The sequence below is a fragment of the Streptomyces sp. NPDC058674 genome, from assembly GCF_042716505.1.
Taxonomy (GTDB): Bacteria; Actinomycetota; Actinomycetes; order Streptomycetales; family Streptomycetaceae; genus Streptomyces.
In genome coordinates this window covers 35,790-52,794 of record NZ_JBHXSC010000051.1, presented here as the reverse complement: position 1 = coordinate 52,794, position 17,005 = coordinate 35,790, and the positions used below count along the sequence as shown (strand labels likewise).

General features: G+C 73.6%; 17 protein-coding genes. 9 read left to right on the top strand and 8 right to left on the bottom strand.

Annotated features, from left to right (window positions below; all coding sequences use genetic code 11):
• Positions 1 to 91: 91 nt before the first annotated feature.
• Together ACFWU6_RS23975 and ACFWU6_RS23970 are read right to left on the bottom strand one after the other, a co-directional pair.
• Complete coding sequence (locus ACFWU6_RS23975) at positions 92 to 1,264, bottom strand: lipase family protein (RefSeq protein WP_383982966.1); 1,173 nt, start codon at positions 1,262 to 1,264, stop codon at positions 92 to 94.
• A gap of 183 nt (positions 1,265 to 1,447) precedes the next feature.
• Positions 1,448 to 2,458: an AraC family transcriptional regulator ligand-binding domain-containing protein gene (locus tag ACFWU6_RS23970; RefSeq protein WP_383813088.1), complete on the bottom strand. Its 1,011-nt coding sequence runs from the start codon at positions 2,456 to 2,458 to the stop codon at positions 1,448 to 1,450.
• Positions 2,459 to 2,618: 160 nt separating this feature from the next.
• Between ACFWU6_RS23970 and ACFWU6_RS23965 the strand changes: the two genes are divergently transcribed.
• Positions 2,619 to 4,352 (top strand): AMP-dependent synthetase/ligase, encoded by a 1,734-nt coding sequence (locus ACFWU6_RS23965; protein ID WP_383982965.1) that lies wholly within the window; start codon positions 2,619 to 2,621, stop codon positions 4,350 to 4,352.
• Between the two features lie 79 nt (positions 4,353 to 4,431).
• Here ACFWU6_RS23965 and ACFWU6_RS23960 read toward each other — a convergent pair whose 3' ends face one another.
• The gene (locus ACFWU6_RS23960; protein WP_383812953.1) at positions 4,432 to 4,740 is read right to left on the bottom strand and encodes a DUF397 domain-containing protein; all 309 of its coding nucleotides are present in this window, start codon (positions 4,738 to 4,740) and stop codon (positions 4,432 to 4,434) included.
• On the bottom strand, positions 4,737 to 5,609 hold the full coding sequence (locus ACFWU6_RS23955) for a Scr1 family TA system antitoxin-like transcriptional regulator (RefSeq protein ID WP_383812955.1): 873 nt from the start codon (positions 5,607 to 5,609) through the stop codon (positions 4,737 to 4,739). The genes ACFWU6_RS23960 and ACFWU6_RS23955 overlap by 4 nt, the downstream gene beginning before the upstream one ends.
• 139 nt (positions 5,610 to 5,748) lie before the next feature.
• On the opposite strand from ACFWU6_RS23955, the gene ACFWU6_RS23950 reads away from it, so the two are divergent.
• Together ACFWU6_RS23950 and ACFWU6_RS23945 are read left to right on the top strand one after the other, a co-directional pair.
• Positions 5,749 to 6,228: an ATP-binding protein gene (locus tag ACFWU6_RS23950; protein WP_383982968.1), complete on the top strand. Its 480-nt coding sequence runs from the start codon at positions 5,749 to 5,751 to the stop codon at positions 6,226 to 6,228.
• A 155-nt stretch (positions 6,229 to 6,383) separates the two neighbouring features.
• Positions 6,384 to 8,123, top strand: coding sequence for a lytic transglycosylase domain-containing protein (locus ACFWU6_RS23945; RefSeq protein ID WP_383982963.1), 1,740 nt, complete (start codon positions 6,384 to 6,386; stop codon positions 8,121 to 8,123).
• Positions 8,124 to 8,321: 198 nt separating this feature from the next.
• Here ACFWU6_RS23945 and ACFWU6_RS23940 read toward each other — a convergent pair whose 3' ends face one another.
• Positions 8,322 to 8,525 (bottom strand): cold-shock protein, encoded by a 204-nt coding sequence (locus ACFWU6_RS23940; protein ID WP_383812958.1) that lies wholly within the window; start codon positions 8,523 to 8,525, stop codon positions 8,322 to 8,324.
• 238 nt (positions 8,526 to 8,763) lie between these two features.
• Here ACFWU6_RS23940 and ACFWU6_RS23935 point away from each other — a divergent pair, with 238 nt between their 5' ends.
• From ACFWU6_RS23935 to ACFWU6_RS23925, 3 genes are all read left to right on the top strand, one after another.
• On the top strand, positions 8,764 to 9,621 hold the full coding sequence (locus ACFWU6_RS23935) for a menaquinone biosynthetic enzyme MqnA/MqnD family protein (protein ID WP_383812959.1): 858 nt from the start codon (positions 8,764 to 8,766) through the stop codon (positions 9,619 to 9,621).
• 203 nt (positions 9,622 to 9,824) lie between these two features.
• Entirely contained in the window at positions 9,825 to 11,024 is a 1,200-nt protein-coding gene (gene mqnC / locus ACFWU6_RS23930; RefSeq protein WP_383812961.1) for a cyclic dehypoxanthinyl futalosine synthase, read from the top strand.
• 7 nt (positions 11,025 to 11,031) lie between these two features.
• Positions 11,032 to 11,676: a hypothetical protein gene (locus ACFWU6_RS23925; protein ID WP_383812963.1), complete on the top strand. Its 645-nt coding sequence runs from the start codon at positions 11,032 to 11,034 to the stop codon at positions 11,674 to 11,676.
• On the opposite strand, the gene ACFWU6_RS23920 is transcribed toward ACFWU6_RS23925, so the two are convergent.
• On the bottom strand, positions 11,642 to 12,019 hold the full coding sequence (locus ACFWU6_RS23920; protein ID WP_383812965.1) for a response regulator transcription factor: 378 nt from the start codon (positions 12,017 to 12,019) through the stop codon (positions 11,642 to 11,644). The genes ACFWU6_RS23925 and ACFWU6_RS23920 overlap by 35 nt on opposite strands.
• A gap of 51 nt (positions 12,020 to 12,070) precedes the next feature.
• The gene (locus tag ACFWU6_RS23915) at positions 12,071 to 13,024 is read right to left on the bottom strand and encodes a DUF3152 domain-containing protein (protein ID WP_383982961.1); all 954 of its coding nucleotides are present in this window, start codon (positions 13,022 to 13,024) and stop codon (positions 12,071 to 12,073) included.
• 305 nt (positions 13,025 to 13,329) lie between these two features.
• Between ACFWU6_RS23915 and ACFWU6_RS23910 the strand changes: the two genes are divergently transcribed.
• Positions 13,330 to 14,022 carry a demethylmenaquinone methyltransferase gene (locus tag ACFWU6_RS23910; protein ID WP_383807604.1) on the top strand — a complete coding sequence of 231 codons (693 nt, stop codon included), beginning with the start codon at positions 13,330 to 13,332 and terminating at the stop codon, positions 14,020 to 14,022.
• A 7-nt stretch (positions 14,023 to 14,029) separates the two neighbouring features.
• Complete coding sequence (locus ACFWU6_RS23905; protein ID WP_383807607.1) at positions 14,030 to 14,956, top strand: glutaminase; 927 nt, start codon at positions 14,030 to 14,032, stop codon at positions 14,954 to 14,956.
• 67 nt (positions 14,957 to 15,023) lie between these two features.
• Here ACFWU6_RS23905 and ACFWU6_RS23900 read toward each other — a convergent pair whose 3' ends face one another.
• Positions 15,024 to 15,560: a GNAT family N-acetyltransferase gene (locus ACFWU6_RS23900; protein WP_383982959.1), complete on the bottom strand. Its 537-nt coding sequence runs from the start codon at positions 15,558 to 15,560 to the stop codon at positions 15,024 to 15,026.
• Between the two features lie 97 nt (positions 15,561 to 15,657).
• On the opposite strand from ACFWU6_RS23900, the gene ACFWU6_RS23895 reads away from it, so the two are divergent.
• Complete coding sequence (locus tag ACFWU6_RS23895; RefSeq protein ID WP_383807612.1) at positions 15,658 to 16,941, top strand: geranylgeranyl reductase family protein; 1,284 nt, start codon at positions 15,658 to 15,660, stop codon at positions 16,939 to 16,941.
• Positions 16,942 to 17,005 lie beyond the last annotated feature (64 nt).

Here is a 17,005-nt window from a genome sequence, read left to right as displayed (position 1 = left end):
GTGGTGAGTTCCTAGACAGCTCCCACCACACCGGAGGTCTTCGTCATGTTCAAGACCTGCCGAGTGTCAACAACGCTCGTGATCAATACACCTAGCAGGTGGAGCGCGTGGGACGGCCGGCGAAGCGGTCCGCGAGCCAGTTGCCGACCACCGGGGAGCGGGTGATCACGCCGCTGACGTGCTCGCCGATCCACACGGTGTCGAACTCGACGTCCGCGCCCGCCGCGCACCACTCGGAGCGCAGCCGACTGCCGACCGCGTAGGGGATCAGCTCGTCGGCGAGCGCGTGGTACTGGTAGACGGGCGCGGCCGGGGCGGTGCCTCCGAGCCGGCTCTGGTCCAGCCGGGCCCGCCAGTCGGGCTGGGCGAGCGGGTCGCGGGTGGTCAGGTCCGAGATCCGCTTGAAGGAGCCCGCGATAGCGTCGATCGCCACGCAGTTCTCCTTCATCCCGGCGACCAGCACCCTGCCCGCGGGGTTGAGGTAGGAGTCCAGCTTCAGCTCGGGGAAGGCCGCGTCCTGGCCGGCCGCCGCCATGAAGACGAGGCCGGAGCCGAAGGAGCCGTTGTTGAAGTCCGCCACCTTCAGCAGGTCGGCTGGCACGCCGCCGGTCGCGGTGCCCTTGACCTGGAGCTCGGGGGCGTAGGAACCCTGGAGCTCGGCGGCCCAGGCGCTGGCCTGGCCGCCCTGGGAATAGCCCACGATGCCGACGGGCCCGGTCGCCGACAGTCCGGCCTGCGGCAGGCGCTGGGCGGCGCGGGCGGCGTCGAGGACGGCGTGCCCGGCGGACGGGCCGACGGTGTAGGTGTGCACGCCCGGGGTGCCGAGGCCCTCGTAGTCGGTGACGACCACCGCCCAGCCGCGCAGGGTGAGTTGCTGGATGAGGTTGGCCTCCGGCGCGGTCCCGTACGGGATGTTGTTGCTCGGCGCGCAGGAGTCGCCCATGCCGACGGTGCCGACGGCGTACGTGATCAGGGGGCGGGGGCCGGTGCGGCCGTCCTGCGGGACGATGACGGTGCCGGAGACGACGTTCGGGGCGCCGTCGGCCGTGGTGGAGCGGTAGCGGATCTTCCAGGCCTTGGTGTGGGTGGGCTGGCCGGGCAGCGGGTGGAAGGCGGAGGGGGCACTGCTGACGACGTCCCCGGGCGCGCCCGGGGCGGCCGCGGTTCCGGCGCCGTCCTGGACGGCGCCGGCGGCGGTGAGGGCCAGGGCGGCCACGGCGGCGAGGGCGGTGCTGCGGAAGCGCGGGGGGTTTCGGAAACGCATGGGCGGCTCTCCCAACGGCTCGTTCCGTGCGGGGCAGGTGAGGTGAAGGTAGTGACCGACCGGTCAGGATGTCGCTGACTGCGCAGCTCACCTTTCCTGGCCCGGAGTGCGCCGACAGTCGGCACCCGGCACCCGGCACCCGACGGCCGACAGCCGACAGCCGCCGGGTGTCGGGTGCCGGCGTCAGCCGCCCGAGGCGATCCGGTAGGCGCCCGGCGTCGTGCCCGTCCAGCGGCGGAAGGCCCGGTGGAAGGCCGTGTCCTCCGAGAAGCCCAGGCGGGCGGCGAGTTCCGCGATGGGCTCCCCGCTCTCCGCCAGCCCCGCGATGGCGGCGTCCCGCCGGACGTGGTCCTTCAACTCCTGGAAGGAGGTCCCCTCCCGCCGGAGGCGCCGCCGCAGCGTCGCCGGGGAGACCGCCAGGCGCGCCGCCACCTCGCCGAGCCCCGGCAGCCGCGGCGAGCAGCGCAGTTGCCGGGTCAGGGTCCGGCGCACCTGCTCCGCGACCGTGGTCCCGTACTCCGGCCGCGACAGCAGGTCGAAGGGGGCCCGGCGCAGCATCGCGTCGAGCGCGGCCTCGTCCCGCACGAGCGGAGCGGTCAGCCAGTGTGCGTCGAAGGCGGCGCCCGTGCGGTCCGCCCCGAAGCGGACCGGGCAGTCGAAGAGCACCTCGTACTCGGCGGCGTGCGGCGGCGGCGGATAGGCGAAGGAGGCGTCCGTGAGGGGGATGCGGCGCCCGATCAGCCAGCTGCTCAGCCGGTGCCAGATGGCGAGCACGCACTCGGTCGTGAAGCGCTCCTCGTCCCGGGCGAGGTCGTTGCGCACCGTGAACCGTGCCTCGCCGCCCACCACGTCGAGCCCCAGCTCGGGCCCGCCGGGGAACAGCCCGTAGAAGACGGCGGCCCGCTCCACGGCCGCCCCCAGGTCCCGGCAGCCCAGGCAGGCGCAGCACATCATCGCGAAGGTGCCGGGACGGCTCGGGACCGCGCCCAGGCCGAGGAACTCGTCCTGGGTGACCCGGTACAGCGCCCGGAACAGCCGGGCGAACTGCGCCGGAGTGATCCGCGCCCGGTCGTCCCCCGGCAGGAGCGGCGGGATGCCCGCCTCCAGGAGCAGCGGCACGGTGTCGATGCCGCGGCGGCGGGCTCCCGCGAGCAGGGCCCGCACGTGGTGCACGGTGATCGTCCGCCTCCCCATGCCCCGACGGTAGCGGCCCGGACCGCGGGGCGATACGGACGCGGCGCCCCCGCCCGCCGCGGTGAGCGCTGCGGCCAGCGGGGCTGACGCCTCCGGTCATGCCGCCGGCCGGGCCGCGCTGCCTAGCGTCGGGGGTCACCAATCCCCGGGAGGGCACGCGATGGACGGTCGGCCGAGCACGCTGGCGGAGTTCACCCGGTGGACCGGGGAGCGCTACGAGCCGGAGCCCGCCCTGCGGTACCGGGCAGCGGCGCCGGACGGAGGGTGGCGGACCCGCACGTACGCCGAACTGGCCGCGGAGTCGCAGGCCGTGGGGCGGGCGCTGCTCGGACTGGGGGTCGCCGCGGGCGAGCGGGTCGCCGTACTGGCGCAGACCCGCCCGCAGTGGACGTACACGCACTTCGGGGTGCTGGCGGCGGGCGCGGTCCTGGTGCCGGTCTACCCGACGGCGGGGGAGGAGGAGCTCGCCTGGGTGCTGGCGGACTCAGAGGCGGTGGTCGTGGTGTGCGACGACGAAGCCCAGCGGGAGCGGGTCGAGGCACTGCGGGGGAAGCTGCCGGCGCTGCGGGCGGTGGAGCTCATGGACGGGCTGCCGTCCCTGCACCGGGCCCCGGAGGCGGAGCTGTCGGCCCGGGCGGCCGCCGTCACCCCGGAGGCGGACGCGTCGATCGTCTACACCTCCGGCACGACCGGGCTCCCGAAGGGCTGCCGCCTCACCCACGGGAACCTGGGAGCGGTCCAGGACGCGACGCTCCCGCTGGTCCGGGGCGGCCCGGGGGACTCCACGTACCTCTACCTCCCGCTGGCGCACCTGCTGGCCCAGCTGATCCAGTTCACGACGCTGCTGGAGGGCGGGGAGCTCTGCTACTACGGGGGCAGGATCGAGGACGTGCTGGCCGAGCTGGGGACCGTACGCCCCACCCACCTGCCGTCCGTGCCCCGCCTGTTCGAGAAGCTGCACTCGGTGGTGCTGTCGCTGGCGGAGTCCCGCGAGGGCGGCCGGGAGGGCTTCGAGGAGGCGGTGCGGATCGGCGTGCTGGCGGCGCAGGGCCGGCTGCCCGACTCGCTGCGGGCGGCGCACGAGGCCGCCGAGGAGTCCCTCTACGCCCCGGTCCGGGGCGCCTTCGGGGGACGGCTGAAGTGGGCGCTGACCGGTGGCGCCCCGATCGCGCCCGCGACCCTGGACTTCCTGCGGGCCTGCGGGATCGCCGTGTTCGAGGGGTACGGGATGACGGAGTCGGGCGGGGTCATCTCCCTCAACCACCCGGACGCGGTGCGGTACGGGACGGTGGGCCGGCCCGTCGCGGGCTGCGAGGTGCGGATCGGGGCGGACGGCGAGGTCCTGGCCCGGGGGCCGATGGTCTTCCCCGGCTACCACGCGAACCGGGCGGCCACGCAGGAGGCCCTGGACGCACAGGGCTGGCTGCACACGGGCGACCTGGGCGAGCTGGACGCGGACGGCTACCTGCGCATCACCGGCCGCAAGAAGGAGCTGATCATCACCTCGGCCGGGAAGAACCTGACTCCGACGGAGGTCGAGTTCGCCGTGCAGCGCTCCCGCTGCGTCTCGCGCGCGGTGCTGATCGGCGACCGCCGGCCGCACCCGGTCGCCCTGATCACCCTGGACGCCGAGGAGATCGCGGCCTGGGCCGCCCGCGAGGGAATCGACGCGGGCCCCGACCCGGCCGCCCACCCGGCGGTCCGCGCCCTGGTGGAGGGCGCCGTCGAGGAGGCCAACGCCACGGTCTCGCGGCCGGCCCGCATCCGGGCCTTCCACATCCTCCCGGAGGACTTCTCGATCGCCGCGGGCACCCTGACCCCGACGCTCAAGCTCCGCCGCGCGGCGGTCGCGCAGCGGTACGCGGCGGAGATCGAGCGGCTGTACGGGGAGTGAGGCGGCGCGGACGCCGCGGGGGAGTGCGCCCCCCGCGGCGTCCGCGTCGCCGCCGGGCCGGACTCCGCCGGCCCGCCGGTCAGCGGCTGCCGGTCACCCCGCCGAGGAAGGCGGTCCAGGCGTCGGCCGCCACCGCCAGTTCGGGGCCGGCGGCCACCTTGGAGTCCCGGACGTGGACGGCGGCGGGGCAGGCCGCGACCTCGACGCAGTTGCCGCCCTCGCCGTCGCTGTGGCTGGACTTGTGCCAGGGGAGGGCCACTTCGAGGCACTCGCCGCCCTCGCCGCTGCTGTAGCTCGACTTGCGCCAGGTCAGGGCCACTTCGACGCAGTTGCCGCCCTCGCCGCCGCTGTAGCTGCTCTTGAACCAGGCGCGGCCGGTGGCGTTCATCGGGTTTCTCCTAGCGTCTTCTCGATCAGGGCGAGGGACTCGTGGGGCGCGAGCGCCTGTCCCCGGATCGTGCCATAGCGCTCGCTCATGATCCGCACCTCGACCGGCTCGGTGATCAGGTGGGGGCGCCCGTAGGCCTCGTGATAGGCGATCTGCTGGCGGCCCTTGGGGTGCAGCAGGGTGAAGGAGCCTTCCATCGCGGTGTGCGCGCCGCGCCCGTACGGCATCACCTGGAGCTCGACCGTGCGCAACCGGCCGATGCGCAGGAAGCGCTGGAGCTGCTCGCGGTGCACCTCCGTGCCGCCGACCCGCCGCTCCAGCAGGTTCTGGTCCAGGACGAAGCTGAAGGTGGGCGAGGGCCACCGTTCGAAGACCTGCTGGCGGGAGAGCCGGTCCAGGACCCGCTTCTCGATCGTGGCCTCGTCCAGCAGCGGGCGGCGCTGCGTGAAGACCTCCCGCGCGTGCGCCTCCGTCTGGAGCAGGCCCGGCACGCCCTGGTGGCCGTATTCGTGCAGCGCCTGCGTCGCCGCCTCGGCCGCCGCGTAGCTCCGGAACCAGTCCGGGTGCCGCGTCCGCACCCGCTTCTGCGCCTCCTTGACCTCCGGGATCGCCGCCAGCAGGACGCCTCGGGCGCCGAGGACCGCGTCCGCCCGCTCCAGCAGGTCCGGCTGCGGGGTGCGCACGCCGCGCTCGATGGCGCCGATCAGGTCCTCGCCGACGTTCAGCCGGGCCGCCAGCTCCTTCTGGTGCAGGCCCGCCGCCTCGCGCAGGGCCTTGATCTGCTTGCCCAGGGCGCGGAAGAGGTGGGCCGTGCCGTCCGCCTCCACCGGGCGCTCGGGGCGCTCCTCGTGGTCCGCCAGGTCGTTCATACGCTGAACCGCCCTCATCCGTACGAGCCGTACACGCAGCCGTCGGCGCCCCTACGGCGCACCCGCGTCCCGCCGCGACTACTGGAAAGCGTAGAGCGCGGCGGCCACGCTCGGTGAGGTGACGATCGAAATCAGTGACATGGCACAGGTCTTCCGGCAGCGGTTCAGCTCCACCCGGCGCGGGGCCCGGCTCGCCCGCTGCCTCGCGCAGGCCCAACTCGTCTTCTGGGGGACGCCGTACGGCTCCCCGCTCTCCGCCGACGTGGGCCTGGTGGTGGGCGAGCTCGCCGCCAACGCCGTGCTCCACGGGCGGCTGCCGGGCCGGGACTTCGAGCTGCTGCTGGAGCACGACGCCCGGTCCGGCGCCGTCCGGGTGACGGTGAGCGACGCCCGGGGCGACGCGGAGCCGCCCGCGGAGCCGCCGCCGGTCGACCCGTGGTCGGCCGAGGGCGGCCGGGGGCTGCTGCTCGTGGCATCCGTGGCCCGCGCGTGGGGGGTGGTGGACCGGGGGCCCGGCAAGTCGGTGTGGGCGGAGCTCGGCGGTGTCGCGCCGACCGCCGACCCGGGGCGAAAAACCCCTGAGACGCGGGCAATTCGGGCGGAGTCCGCGGCGCCCTGACCGGTGGGGCGTGAGGGTCGGGTGAAGCCGAGACGAATGGTCCGTCACATCTGCCGGGGGAGCGGCGAGTCGCTCGCGAATACCTGATAGACAGTGGATATGAACGGCCCGACCGGCCGTAGAACCTTGACGGCTCCTGGGGGGATCGCCGCACTGTGAAGCCGCTTCACCGTCACCTCGTCAACACCTCGCGCAAGGTCCTGTGCACCGCCGCGCTCGCGGCCAGCCTGACCACCGCCGCGGTCGTGACCAGCCCGACGACCGCCGACGCGGGGGAGTCCGAGCCGACCCCGGACAGCCCGCAGGCCGCCGACCGCGGTGACGCCCGGCTGGACCTGCCCGACCTCGTCGCCGACCCGCCGGCGGCCCCGGGTGCTGCCGCCCCGGAGGGGGCCAGCGGCATACCCGGCACCGCCCTGGACGCCTACCAGCGCGCCGCGTCGTCCGTGGCCGCCGCGCTCCCGAACTGCAAGCTGCCCTGGGAACTGCTGGCCGGCATAGGCCGGGTCGAGTCCGTGCACGCCTCGGGCTACGGCCTCAAGGCCGACGGCTCCACCGAGAAGCCCATCCGCGGCCCGCGCCTCGACGGCAACGGCTTCGCCGAGATCCGCGACACGGACCGGGGCGAGTGGGACGCGGACACCGCGTACGACCGGGCCATCGGGCCGCTCCAGTTCATCCCCTCCACCTGGCAGACCTGGGGCGCCGACGGCAACGGCGACGGCAAGCGCGACCCCAACAACATGTACGACGCGGCGCTCGGAGCCGGCCTGTACCTGTGTGCGGGCGACCGCGACCTCTCGAACGCGGCCAAGCTCGACCAGGCGGTCCTCAGCTACAACCGGTCGCGCGAGTACGTGAACACGGTGCTCGGCTACATGCGGCAGTACCAGGCCGGCGGCGGCACCGCGGTCCCGAACCCGCCCGCCGGCACCTACCCGACGCAGCCGCCGGGCAGCCTGCCCACCCCGCGCCCGCCGGTCACGCCGCAGGCGCCGGTCACCCCGACGCCCCCGGTCAGGCCGACGACCCCGGCGAAGCCGACGACCCCGACGAAGCCGACCACCCCGACCACCCCGGCGAAGCCGACGACGCCGACCAAGCCGCCCGTGACGCAGCCGGAGAAGCCGGCCGCGCCCCACCTGTCCGAGCTGACGCTGCTCGGCGGCGCCGGGCTCACGGCCGAGCCCGGCGCGGCCTTCGCCGAGGTCCCCAAGGTGAAGCTGGTCCTCAGCGACGGCAAGCCCGCCGCCGGCCGGGACGTCGTCTTCACGGTCGAGTCGGACACCACCGGCGGCACCGCCTTCCCGAAGGCCCCGGGCAACTCCCTGGTCGTCAGGACGGACGCCCAGGGCACCGCGAGCGCCCCCGGCCTCACGGCGGGCACCAAGCCCGGCATCTTCACGCTGCGGGTCGCGGCCTACGACAAGGCCGGCAGCCTCACGGTGAACCTCACCGGTACGGTCACGGCGAAGCCGGTCGTGGACCTGCTGGCCCGGCCGAAGGGCGCCGAGCCGCTGACGGCCGTGGCCGGTGCGCGCATCGAGGGGATCGAGGTCCTCGCGACGGCGAAGGGCAAGCCGCTCGCCGTGACCGGGGTCCTCGCCGAAGTGGTGGAGAAGAAGAACGGCGCATGGGTCCCGGTGGACCCGGCGACGGCGAAGGGCCCGTACTTCGCGGGCGCCGCGGAGGGCAAGAAGGCGACCAGCCTGGAGCTGCCCGCGACCGGAGCCGACGGCAGGATCGCCCTGCCCGCCCTGCACACGGCGGCGGACCTCGCCCCGGGCACCTACCACCTCCGCCTGACCACCCCGGACGGCGTCACCCTCGTCCTGAACATCGCGGTCACCGCCCCGGCGGCGCCTGCGACGCCCACGCCGCCGAAGACCGCCTGAGCCGAAGGCCCGGCGGCCCGGCCGCGCACGTACGACACAGGGGGCCCGCACCGTGCAGACGGTGCGGGCCCCCTGTCGTACCCCGCCGCTCCGCCCCGGGAGGGCAAAAGGCAGGAGCCCCGCCGCTCTGCTCGCGCAGAGGGGACAGGGCTCCTTGGGTACTGCTTATCCAACCGCGATGAAGGTTGGCCCAGGCGACTAGGCCGGGGTGACGTTCTCCGCCTGCGGGCCCTTCGGACCCTGCGTGACGTCGAAGTTCACCGGCTGGTTCTCCTCCAGGGAGCGGAAGCCAGCGGCGTTGATCGCGGAGTAGTGGACGAAGACATCCGGGCCGCCGCCGTCCTGGGCGATGAAGCCGAAGCCCTTTTCAGCGTTGAACCACTTCACGGTTCCGGTAGCCATGAGCCCTCCTATGGGCCAAAGGGTCGCCCTGCTCCAGAACCTGCTAAGAAGTCTGAAAACTACAAAAGCCTGCGGGTCACATTCTCCGCAGGCTCCGTACTGCAAGGGAAACCGAACTGCAACTTGCGGATGAGCCTAGCATGCACCCTCGGGCCAGGACCAGAGGGAAAGATCACGTCACCCGGACGTTTGAGGACCGCCCGAACGCTGACGTGGCGCAGGGGGCTAGTCTCGCGATGTGGACGTCTATCGCAGCCGGCCCCGCGTCGGCCACATCCAGTTCCTGAACTGCCTGCCCCTCTACTGGGGGCTGGCCAGAACCGGCACGCTGCTGGACCTGGAGCTGACCAAGGACACCCCCGAGAAGCTGAGCCGGCGCCTCGTCGACGGCGAGCTGGACATCGCCCCGATCACCCTCGTCGAGTTCCTCCGCAACGCCGACCAGCTCGTCGCCTTCCCCGACCTCGCGGTCGGCTGCGACGGCCCCGTCATGTCCTGCGTGATCGTCTCGCAGGTGCCGCTGGAGCAGCTCGACGGCGCCCGCGTCGCCCTCGGCTCGACCTCCCGGACGTCCGTGCGCCTCGCCGAGCTGCTGCTTTCCGAGCAGTACGGGGTCCGGCCGGACTACTACACCTGCCCCCCCGACCTGGGGGTGATGATGCAGGAGGCCGACGCGGCGGTGCTGATCGGCGACGCCGCCCTGCGCGCCTCCCTGCACGACGCCCCCCGGCTCGGCCTGACCGTGCACGACCTGGGGCAGATGTGGAAGGAGTGGACCGGGCTGCCGTTCGTCTTCGCCGTCTGGGCCGCGCGCAAGGACTACCTCGCCCGTGAGCCGCTGGTCGTGGAGAAGGTCCACGAGGCCTTCCTCGCCTCCCGGGACGTCTCCCTGGAGGAGGTCGCCAAGGTGGCCGAGCAGGCGGCCCGCTGGGAGGCCTTCGACGCCGACCTCCTGGAGAGGTACTTCACCACCCTCGACTTCCGCTTCGGCCCCGACCAGCTGGCCGGAGTGCGGGAATTCGCCCGCCGTACCGGACCGACGACCGGATACGCGGCGGACGTCACGGTGGAACTGCTGAACACCGTCCGGCTGTAGCCGCGCAAAGCCCGGCACGGCGAATCCGGAGTTTCCCGGGAATTCCCTCCCCGGTGGCATTGCGGACGCGCTGCGGGAATGCGGACGGGGAATGCGGGACGGGTGGGACCGGGCCGCCGCGACGCCCCTGAACGGCGCGCACGGCCCCTGGCGTAGGCTGGATCGGTCCGGACCTTGACACACCGCCGAAAGGTGACGCACCGGTGACCGACCAGGCCGCTCTCCAGTCAGTCCTCGACCGCGCCGCCGCGGGGGGCCGGATCACCCCGGAAGAGGCGCTCGACCTCTACCGCCACGCGCCGCTGCACGCGCTCGGCCAGGCCGCCGACGCGGTGCGCCGCCGCCGCTACGCCGGTACCGAGCACATCGCGACGTACATCATCGAGCGGAACATCAACTACACGAACGTGTGCGTCACCGCGTGCAAGTTCTGCGCCTTCTACGCGGCCCCCAAGGACACGAAGAAGGGCTGGTCCCGCGACCTCGACGACATCCTGCGCCGCTGCGCGGAGACCGTCGAACTGGGCGGCACCCAGATCATGTTCCAGGGCGGCCACCACCCCGACTACGGCGTCGAGTACTACGAGCACCACTTCTCCGCCATCAAGAAGGCCTTCCCGCAGCTGGTCATCCACTCCCTCGGCGCCTCCGAGGTCGAGCACATGGCCAGGATCTCCGGGGTCAGTGCCGAGGAGGCCATCCGCCGCATCCACGCGGCCGGCCTCGACTCCTTCGCGGGCGCCGGCGCGGAGCTGCTGCCGGAGCGGCCGCGCAAGGCCATCGCCCCGCTCAAGGAGTCCGGCGAACGCTGGCTGGAGATCATGGAGATCGCCCACCGGCTGGGCGTGGAGTCCACCTCCACCATGCTGATGGGCACCGGCGAGACCAACGCCGAGCGCATCGAGCACATCTCCATGATCCGGGACACCCAGGACCGTACGGGCGGCTTCCGCGCCTTCATCCCGTACACCTACCAGCCCGAGAACAACCACCTCAAGGGCCGGACGCAGGCGACGATCTTCGAGTACCTGCGCATGATCGCCATCGCGCGGCTCTTCCTCGACAACATCGCCCACATCCAGGGCTCCTGGCTCACCGTCGGCAAGGAGGCGGGCCAGCTCTCCCTGCACTACGGCGCGGACGACCTCGGCTCGATCATGCTGGAGGAGAACGTCGTCTCCTCGGCCGGCGCCAAGCACCGCTCCAACCGCCAGGAGATCATCGACCTGATCCGCAAGGCGGGCCGCACCCCGGCGCAGCGCGCGACCACCTACGAGCACCTGCTGGTGCACGACGACCCGGCCGACGACCCGGCCGACGACCGCGTGGTCTCGCACATCTCCTCCACGGCCATCGAGGGCGGCACGGCGCACCCCGAGCTGAAGCTCATCTCGACGAACTGACCCCGCCGTGCTGACGCTCCACACCGCCGAACTCCTCGTCCCCGGGCCGGGCTCCGCACCCGTGCCCGGCGGCGCGGTCCTCGTCGAAGGGGACCGGATCGCCCGCACGGGGCCGTACCGGGAGCTCGCCGAGGCCCACCCGCACGCCCGCTGCCGGCGCTGGCCCGGGGTGCTCACCCCGGGGCTGCTGGTGCACGGGGCGGACGAGCTGCTGGAGCGCACGTACTACCCGGACGACCCGTACGAGACCGACGAGCTCGGCACGGACCCGATCCGCGGACAGGACGCGCTCGACGCCCTGAAGATGACGGAGCCGCGCTGGGGCAACAGCGCCCGGCGCGGCACCCAGAAGCTCCTCGCGCGCGGTGTGACGGCGGTGACCGGCCGGTTCACGATCCCGGCGGTGCGCACGGCCGTGGTCCGCTCGGGGCTGGCGATCCTGCCGCCCGCCGCGCACGGCGGACCGGCCGCCCTCGACCCGTTCGCCGGGAGGGCCAGTGCCGAGGAGGCCTTCCACGGGCTGCTGGAGCAGGGCGCCCCGGCCCGCTTCGCCGTCTTCGCGGTGGCGGACCCGCAGGAGCTGTACGCGCGGGGCGCGACCACGTGCGTGGCCACGGTCATCGCGGGACGGCTGCTGCACCGCCGTCGCTGACCGGCACGGCTCCGGCCCCGGGTCCGGCGCCGTCCGCCCGGAGGTCCTCACGGGCGAGCGCGGCCAGCAGGCAGGCCTGGAGGCGGCTGACACCGCCCAGCTTGGCCCGGATGTTGACCACGTGGAACTTGACCGTGCTGACGGACAGCCGCAGCGCGCCGGCGAGCTCGGCGTTGGAGGCTCCGGTGGCCAGGCACAGGAAGACGGCCGACTCCTGCTCGGTCAGCTGCACCCGGGCCGGGGCCGGCTCCCCGCGCCCGCCCCGCTCCCCCCGCTCCTCGTGCGCCTGGTTCCCCTCGTACGAGGGGAACCAGGCGGGGACGCTGAAGCTGACGACGCGCACGATTTCGACTCCCACCCCCCGGCCGGCCCACGCACGGGCCGGTCCCTTCGCCTAAGGGACGCTCGGGCCCGACAGATAAGTTCCACTCGCGTCGTACGGCCAGGCGTTGGCGGTGCAGCCGAGCAGCCCCCTGATCTGCTGCATCATCGCGGGAGCGGGACGGCCGGGACCGGGGCAGGTCTCGTGGTCGCGGCCGATCTCGTGCCCGACCTCGTGGTTGACGATCAGCGCCCGGTACTCCTCCACGGGCCCGCTGAACTGCGGTGACCCCTCCTGCCAGCGCTTGAGGTTCACCACGACGGTGTGGCCCGCCCGGCAGTTGGTCTCGCCGATCAGCTCGGGGGTCACCACCTCGCACAGCCGGTCGGTGGTCGTCGGCGTCGCGATCCTGATGGTGAAGTCCACCGGCTGGTCCGCGCCGACCAGGTGGAATCCGTACGCCGGATCACGGGTCCAGCCGCGCGCGTCGCCGAGGATCGCCTCGACGGAGCGCGCCGCGGTGTCGGGGTCGACCCCGGTGTTCTCCTCCACCTCCATCCGCCAGCGCAGCGCGGCCCCCGTGCCCTGGGGCTGCCCCGAGGCGCCGGAGGGCTTGAAGGTGCCCGGCCCGGAGGCCGGGACGGGCGCCGTGGCGGCCGGGGCTCCCGTCGCCCGGGGCGGCGCCGCCGGCGTGGGCGACGCCGGGGCCGCCGGCGGGGGCGCGGCGGCGGAGGAGCGCGCGGGGACGGGGGCGGCCTTGCCGCCCTGCGGGGCCGGGGCCGCGGAGCCGTCCCGCGCCGCGGGGGCCGGCCCGGTCCCCGGCTGCGCCGGGCCCGCCGCGGCGGCCGGCCGGCCGTCCGCGACGGTGGTCCGCTCGCCCCCGGGCACCACCGCGTAGGCGGTCGCCGTGACCGCGAGGAGCGCCGCGGAGCCGAGGAGCGTACGCCGCAGCCGCTTGCGGCGCTGCGCCCGGCGGCGGGCGCGCGGGCCGAGGTGGGAACGCCCGGTGGAACGGCCTGCCGGCATCGTGGAGCCCTCTGTTCGCAGTCGGCGGCGGCCGATGCCGGACCGGCCGCCCGGGGGGCCGCGATCCGGAAGGTGACCCTCACCGGGCCGCACCCGGCCAGTCAACGCGCCCGCGGGCCGCCCGCGTAACTGTCCTTCGGACCAGTTGTGCGGTTCGGGCCCGACGCGGACGGGTATAGAAGACGGCCGACGCGACCCGCCGCCGCCCCCCCGCCCGGTGGAGGCGCCGCCGAGGGGAGGGCCGCGGCCTGAGAGGATGGGACCGTACCCGCCGATCCGCATCGCACAGCGAGGGGCCAACGCCAGTGACCAGGGCATCTCTGGACAAGCAGCCGCACGAAGTCGCCTCCATGTTCGACGGGGTCGCGGCGAACTACGACCTCACCAACGACGTGCTCTCCCTCGGCCAGGCCCGGCTCTGGCGCAAGGAGGTCGCCAAGGCGGTCGGCGCCCGCCCCGGACAGAAGGTCCTCGACCTCGCCGCCGGCACCGCGACCTCCTCGCTGCCCTTCGCCGCGGCCGGGGCGTACGTCGTCCCCTGCGACTTCTCCCTCGGCATGCTCCGCGAGGGCAAGAAGCGCAACCCGTGGCTGCCGCTGACCGCGGGCGACGCGACGAAGCTGCCGTTCAAGGACGACACCTTCGACACCGTCACGATCTCCTTCGGCCTGCGCAACGTCCAGGACACCGACGCCGCCCTGCGCGAGCTGTACCGGGTGACCAAGCCCGGCGGCAAAGTCGTCATCTGCGAGTTCTCCCAGCCCACCTGGGGCCCCTTCCGCACCGTCTACACCGAGTACCTGATGCGCGCCCTGCCGCCGGTGGCCCGCGCCGTGTCCTCGAACCCGGACGCGTACGTGTACCTCGCCGAGTCCATCCGGGAATGGCCGGACCAGCCGGCGCTGGCCGCCCTGCTGCGCAAGGCCGGCTGGTCGAAGGCCGCCTGGCGCAACCTGAGCGGCGGGATCGTCGCGCTGCACCGCGGCGTCAAGGACTGACGCTGCCGTGGACGCCGCGCCCTTCGACTACGCGACGCTGCTGGAGCAGATCGCGCGGGACATCGCCCCGCTGGTCGGCAGCGGGACGCCCGCCGAGTACATACCGGCGCTCGCGTCCGTGGACCCCCGGCAGTTCGGGATGGCGCTCGCCGACCTCGACGGGAACGTCTTCGGGGTGGGGGACTGGCAGGTCCCCTTCTCCACCCAGTCCATCACCAAGGTCTTCGCGCTCGCCCTCGCCCTGGCCGGGGGCGGCGACAGCCTGTGGGAGCGGGTGGGCCGGGAGCCCTCCGGCAACCCCTTCAACTCCCTGGTGCAGCTGGAGTACGAGAACGGCATCCCGCGCAACCCGTTCATCAACGCGGGCGCGCTCGTCGTCACCGACCGGCTGCTGAGCCTGACCGGCGACGCCAGCAGCGAACTCCTCGACTTCCTGCGGCAGGAGAGCGGCAACCCGGACCTCGGCTTCGACGCCGAGGTGGCCGCCTCCGAGCAGGAGCACGGCGACCGCAACGCCGCCGTCGCCCACTTCATGGCCTCGTACGGGAACATCGACAATCCGGTGCCCGCCCTGCTGGAACACTACTTCTGGCAGTGCTCCATCGAGATGAGCTGCGCCGACCTGGCCCGCGCGGGCAGCCTCCTGGCCCGGCACGGACTGCGCGCGGACGGTTCGCGACTGCTGACGCGCAGCGAGGCCAAGCAGATCAACGCCGTGATGCTGACCTGCGGGACGTACGACGCCGCGGGCGAGTTCGCCTACCGCGTCGGACTGCCGGGCAAGAGCGGCGTCGGCGGCGGCATCGTCGCGGTCGTCCCCGGTCAGTGCACCCTGGCGGTGTGGAGCCCCGGCCTGGACGCGCAGGGCAACTCGGTGGCGGGCGTGGCGGCCCTGGACCGCTTCACGACCCTGACGGGCCTGTCGGTGTTCTGAGGGCCCACGGCCAACGGCCCACGGCCCGGCCCCCGGCCCCCCAGCCCCCGGCCCCGGCCGAGGGGACTCACCCCGCTTCGGGCGCCAGCTCCAGCACGTAGCGGCGGGCGTACCGGACGCCGTTCGGCAGCAGGAACCGCTCCGCCAGGGTCATGCCCAGCCGCTCCGCCACCGCGACCGAGCGCGCGTTGTCGTCGTTGACCATCGCGACCACCTGTCGGAGCCCCGCCTCGCGGACCCGCTCCACGGTGGCCAGCGCGGCCGCGTACGCGTACCCCTTGCCCCACGCGGAACGTCCGAGCCGCCAGCCGATCTCGATCTCCCCGACCGGCCCCCACGCCTTCTCCTCGGGCCACGGCTGCGCACCGGTGAAACCGATCACCGCGCCCTCCCCGTCCAGCAGGGTCCACAGGCAGAAGCCCAGCCGGGCGTCGTGCAGCCGCTGGCGGGCGGTGAGCTCCTCGTACACGGACAGCTCGGCGGGCCCGCCGAGGAACTCCATGACCTCCGGGTCGTCGAAGACCCGGTGCCAGGCACGGGCGTCCTCGTCGGTGGGCACGCGCAGCTGCACGGTGGGAAGCGGCCGGGTCGGCGAGGTGGTCATCGGAGGCACCCTTCGGATCGCGATCTCTCTCGCTGCATAGACTGCACATGTCCGGTGCCTTTGGGCACCCTTTATCGAGCCTTCGGGAGACCCCGCAGTGACCGAGCCCCTCTCCGAACACTCCGCGGACGTGATCGTCGTCGGGGCCGGGCCCGCCGGCTCGACCACCGCGTACTACCTCGCCAAGGCCGGATTGGACGTCCTGCTCCTGGAGAAGACCGCGTTCCCCCGCGAGAAGGTGTGCGGTGACGGCCTGACGCCGCGCGCCACCAAGCAGCTGGTCGCCATGGGCATCGACATCTCCGAGGAGGCCGGCTGGCTGCGCAACAAGGGCCTGCGGATCATCGGCGGCGGCCAGCGGCTCCAGCTCGACTGGCCGGAACTCGCCTCCTTCCCGGACTACGGACTGGTCCGCAAGCGCGACGACTTCGACGAGACCCTCGCCCGCCAGGCCCAGAAGGCGGGCGCGCGGCTGTACGAGCGCTGCAACGTCGGCGAGCCGGTGCGCGACCCGCGCACCGGCCACATCACCGGTGTGCAGGCCAAGCTGGGCGAGGAGAAGACCCCGGTCACCTTCAGCGCCCCGCTGGTCGTGGCGGCCGACGGCAACTCCTCCCGGCTGTCCCTCGCGATGGGCCTGCACCGGCGCGAGGACCGCCCCATGGGCGTCGCCGTCCGCACGTACTTCACCTCGCCCCGGCACGACGACGACTACCTGGAGTCCTGGCTGGAGCTGTGGGACCGGCGCGGCGCGCAGGACCGGCTGCTGCCCGGCTACGGCTGGGTCTTCGGGATGGGCGACGGCACCTCCAACGTCGGCCTCGGCATCCTCAACTCCTCCTCCGCCTTCAAGGAGCTGGACTGGCGCGAGGTCCTCAAGGCCTGGTGCGCCTCCATGCCGGAGGACTGGGGCTACACGCCCGAGAACATGACGCAGCCGATCCGCGGCGCGGCCCTGCCGATGGCCTTCAACCGGCAGCCGCACTACACCAAGGGCCTGCTGCTCGTCGGCGACGCCGGCGGCCTCGTCAACCCGTTCAACGGCGAGGGCATCGCCTACGCGATGGAGTCGGGCCAGATCGCGGCCGACGTCATCGTCCAGGCGCACGCCCGGGCCACCCCGGCCCAGCGCGAGCTGGCCCTGCACGGCTACCCGAAGGTCCTCAAGGAGACCTACGGCGGCTACTACACGCTGGGCCGCGCCTTCGTGAAGCTGATCGGCAACCCGAAGGTCATGAAGGTCGCCGCGCAGCGCGGCCTGACCCACCCGGTGCTGATGCGGTTCACGCTGAAGATGCTGGCCAACCTGACCGACCCGACGGGCGGCGACGCGATGGACCGCATCATCAACGGCCTCTCGAAGGTGGCCCCCCGAGCCTGACCGGCCGAGGCCGGGCCGCTCGCCGGGCAGTCGAGCGAGCGGCCCGGCTCGCGACGCGGGGCCG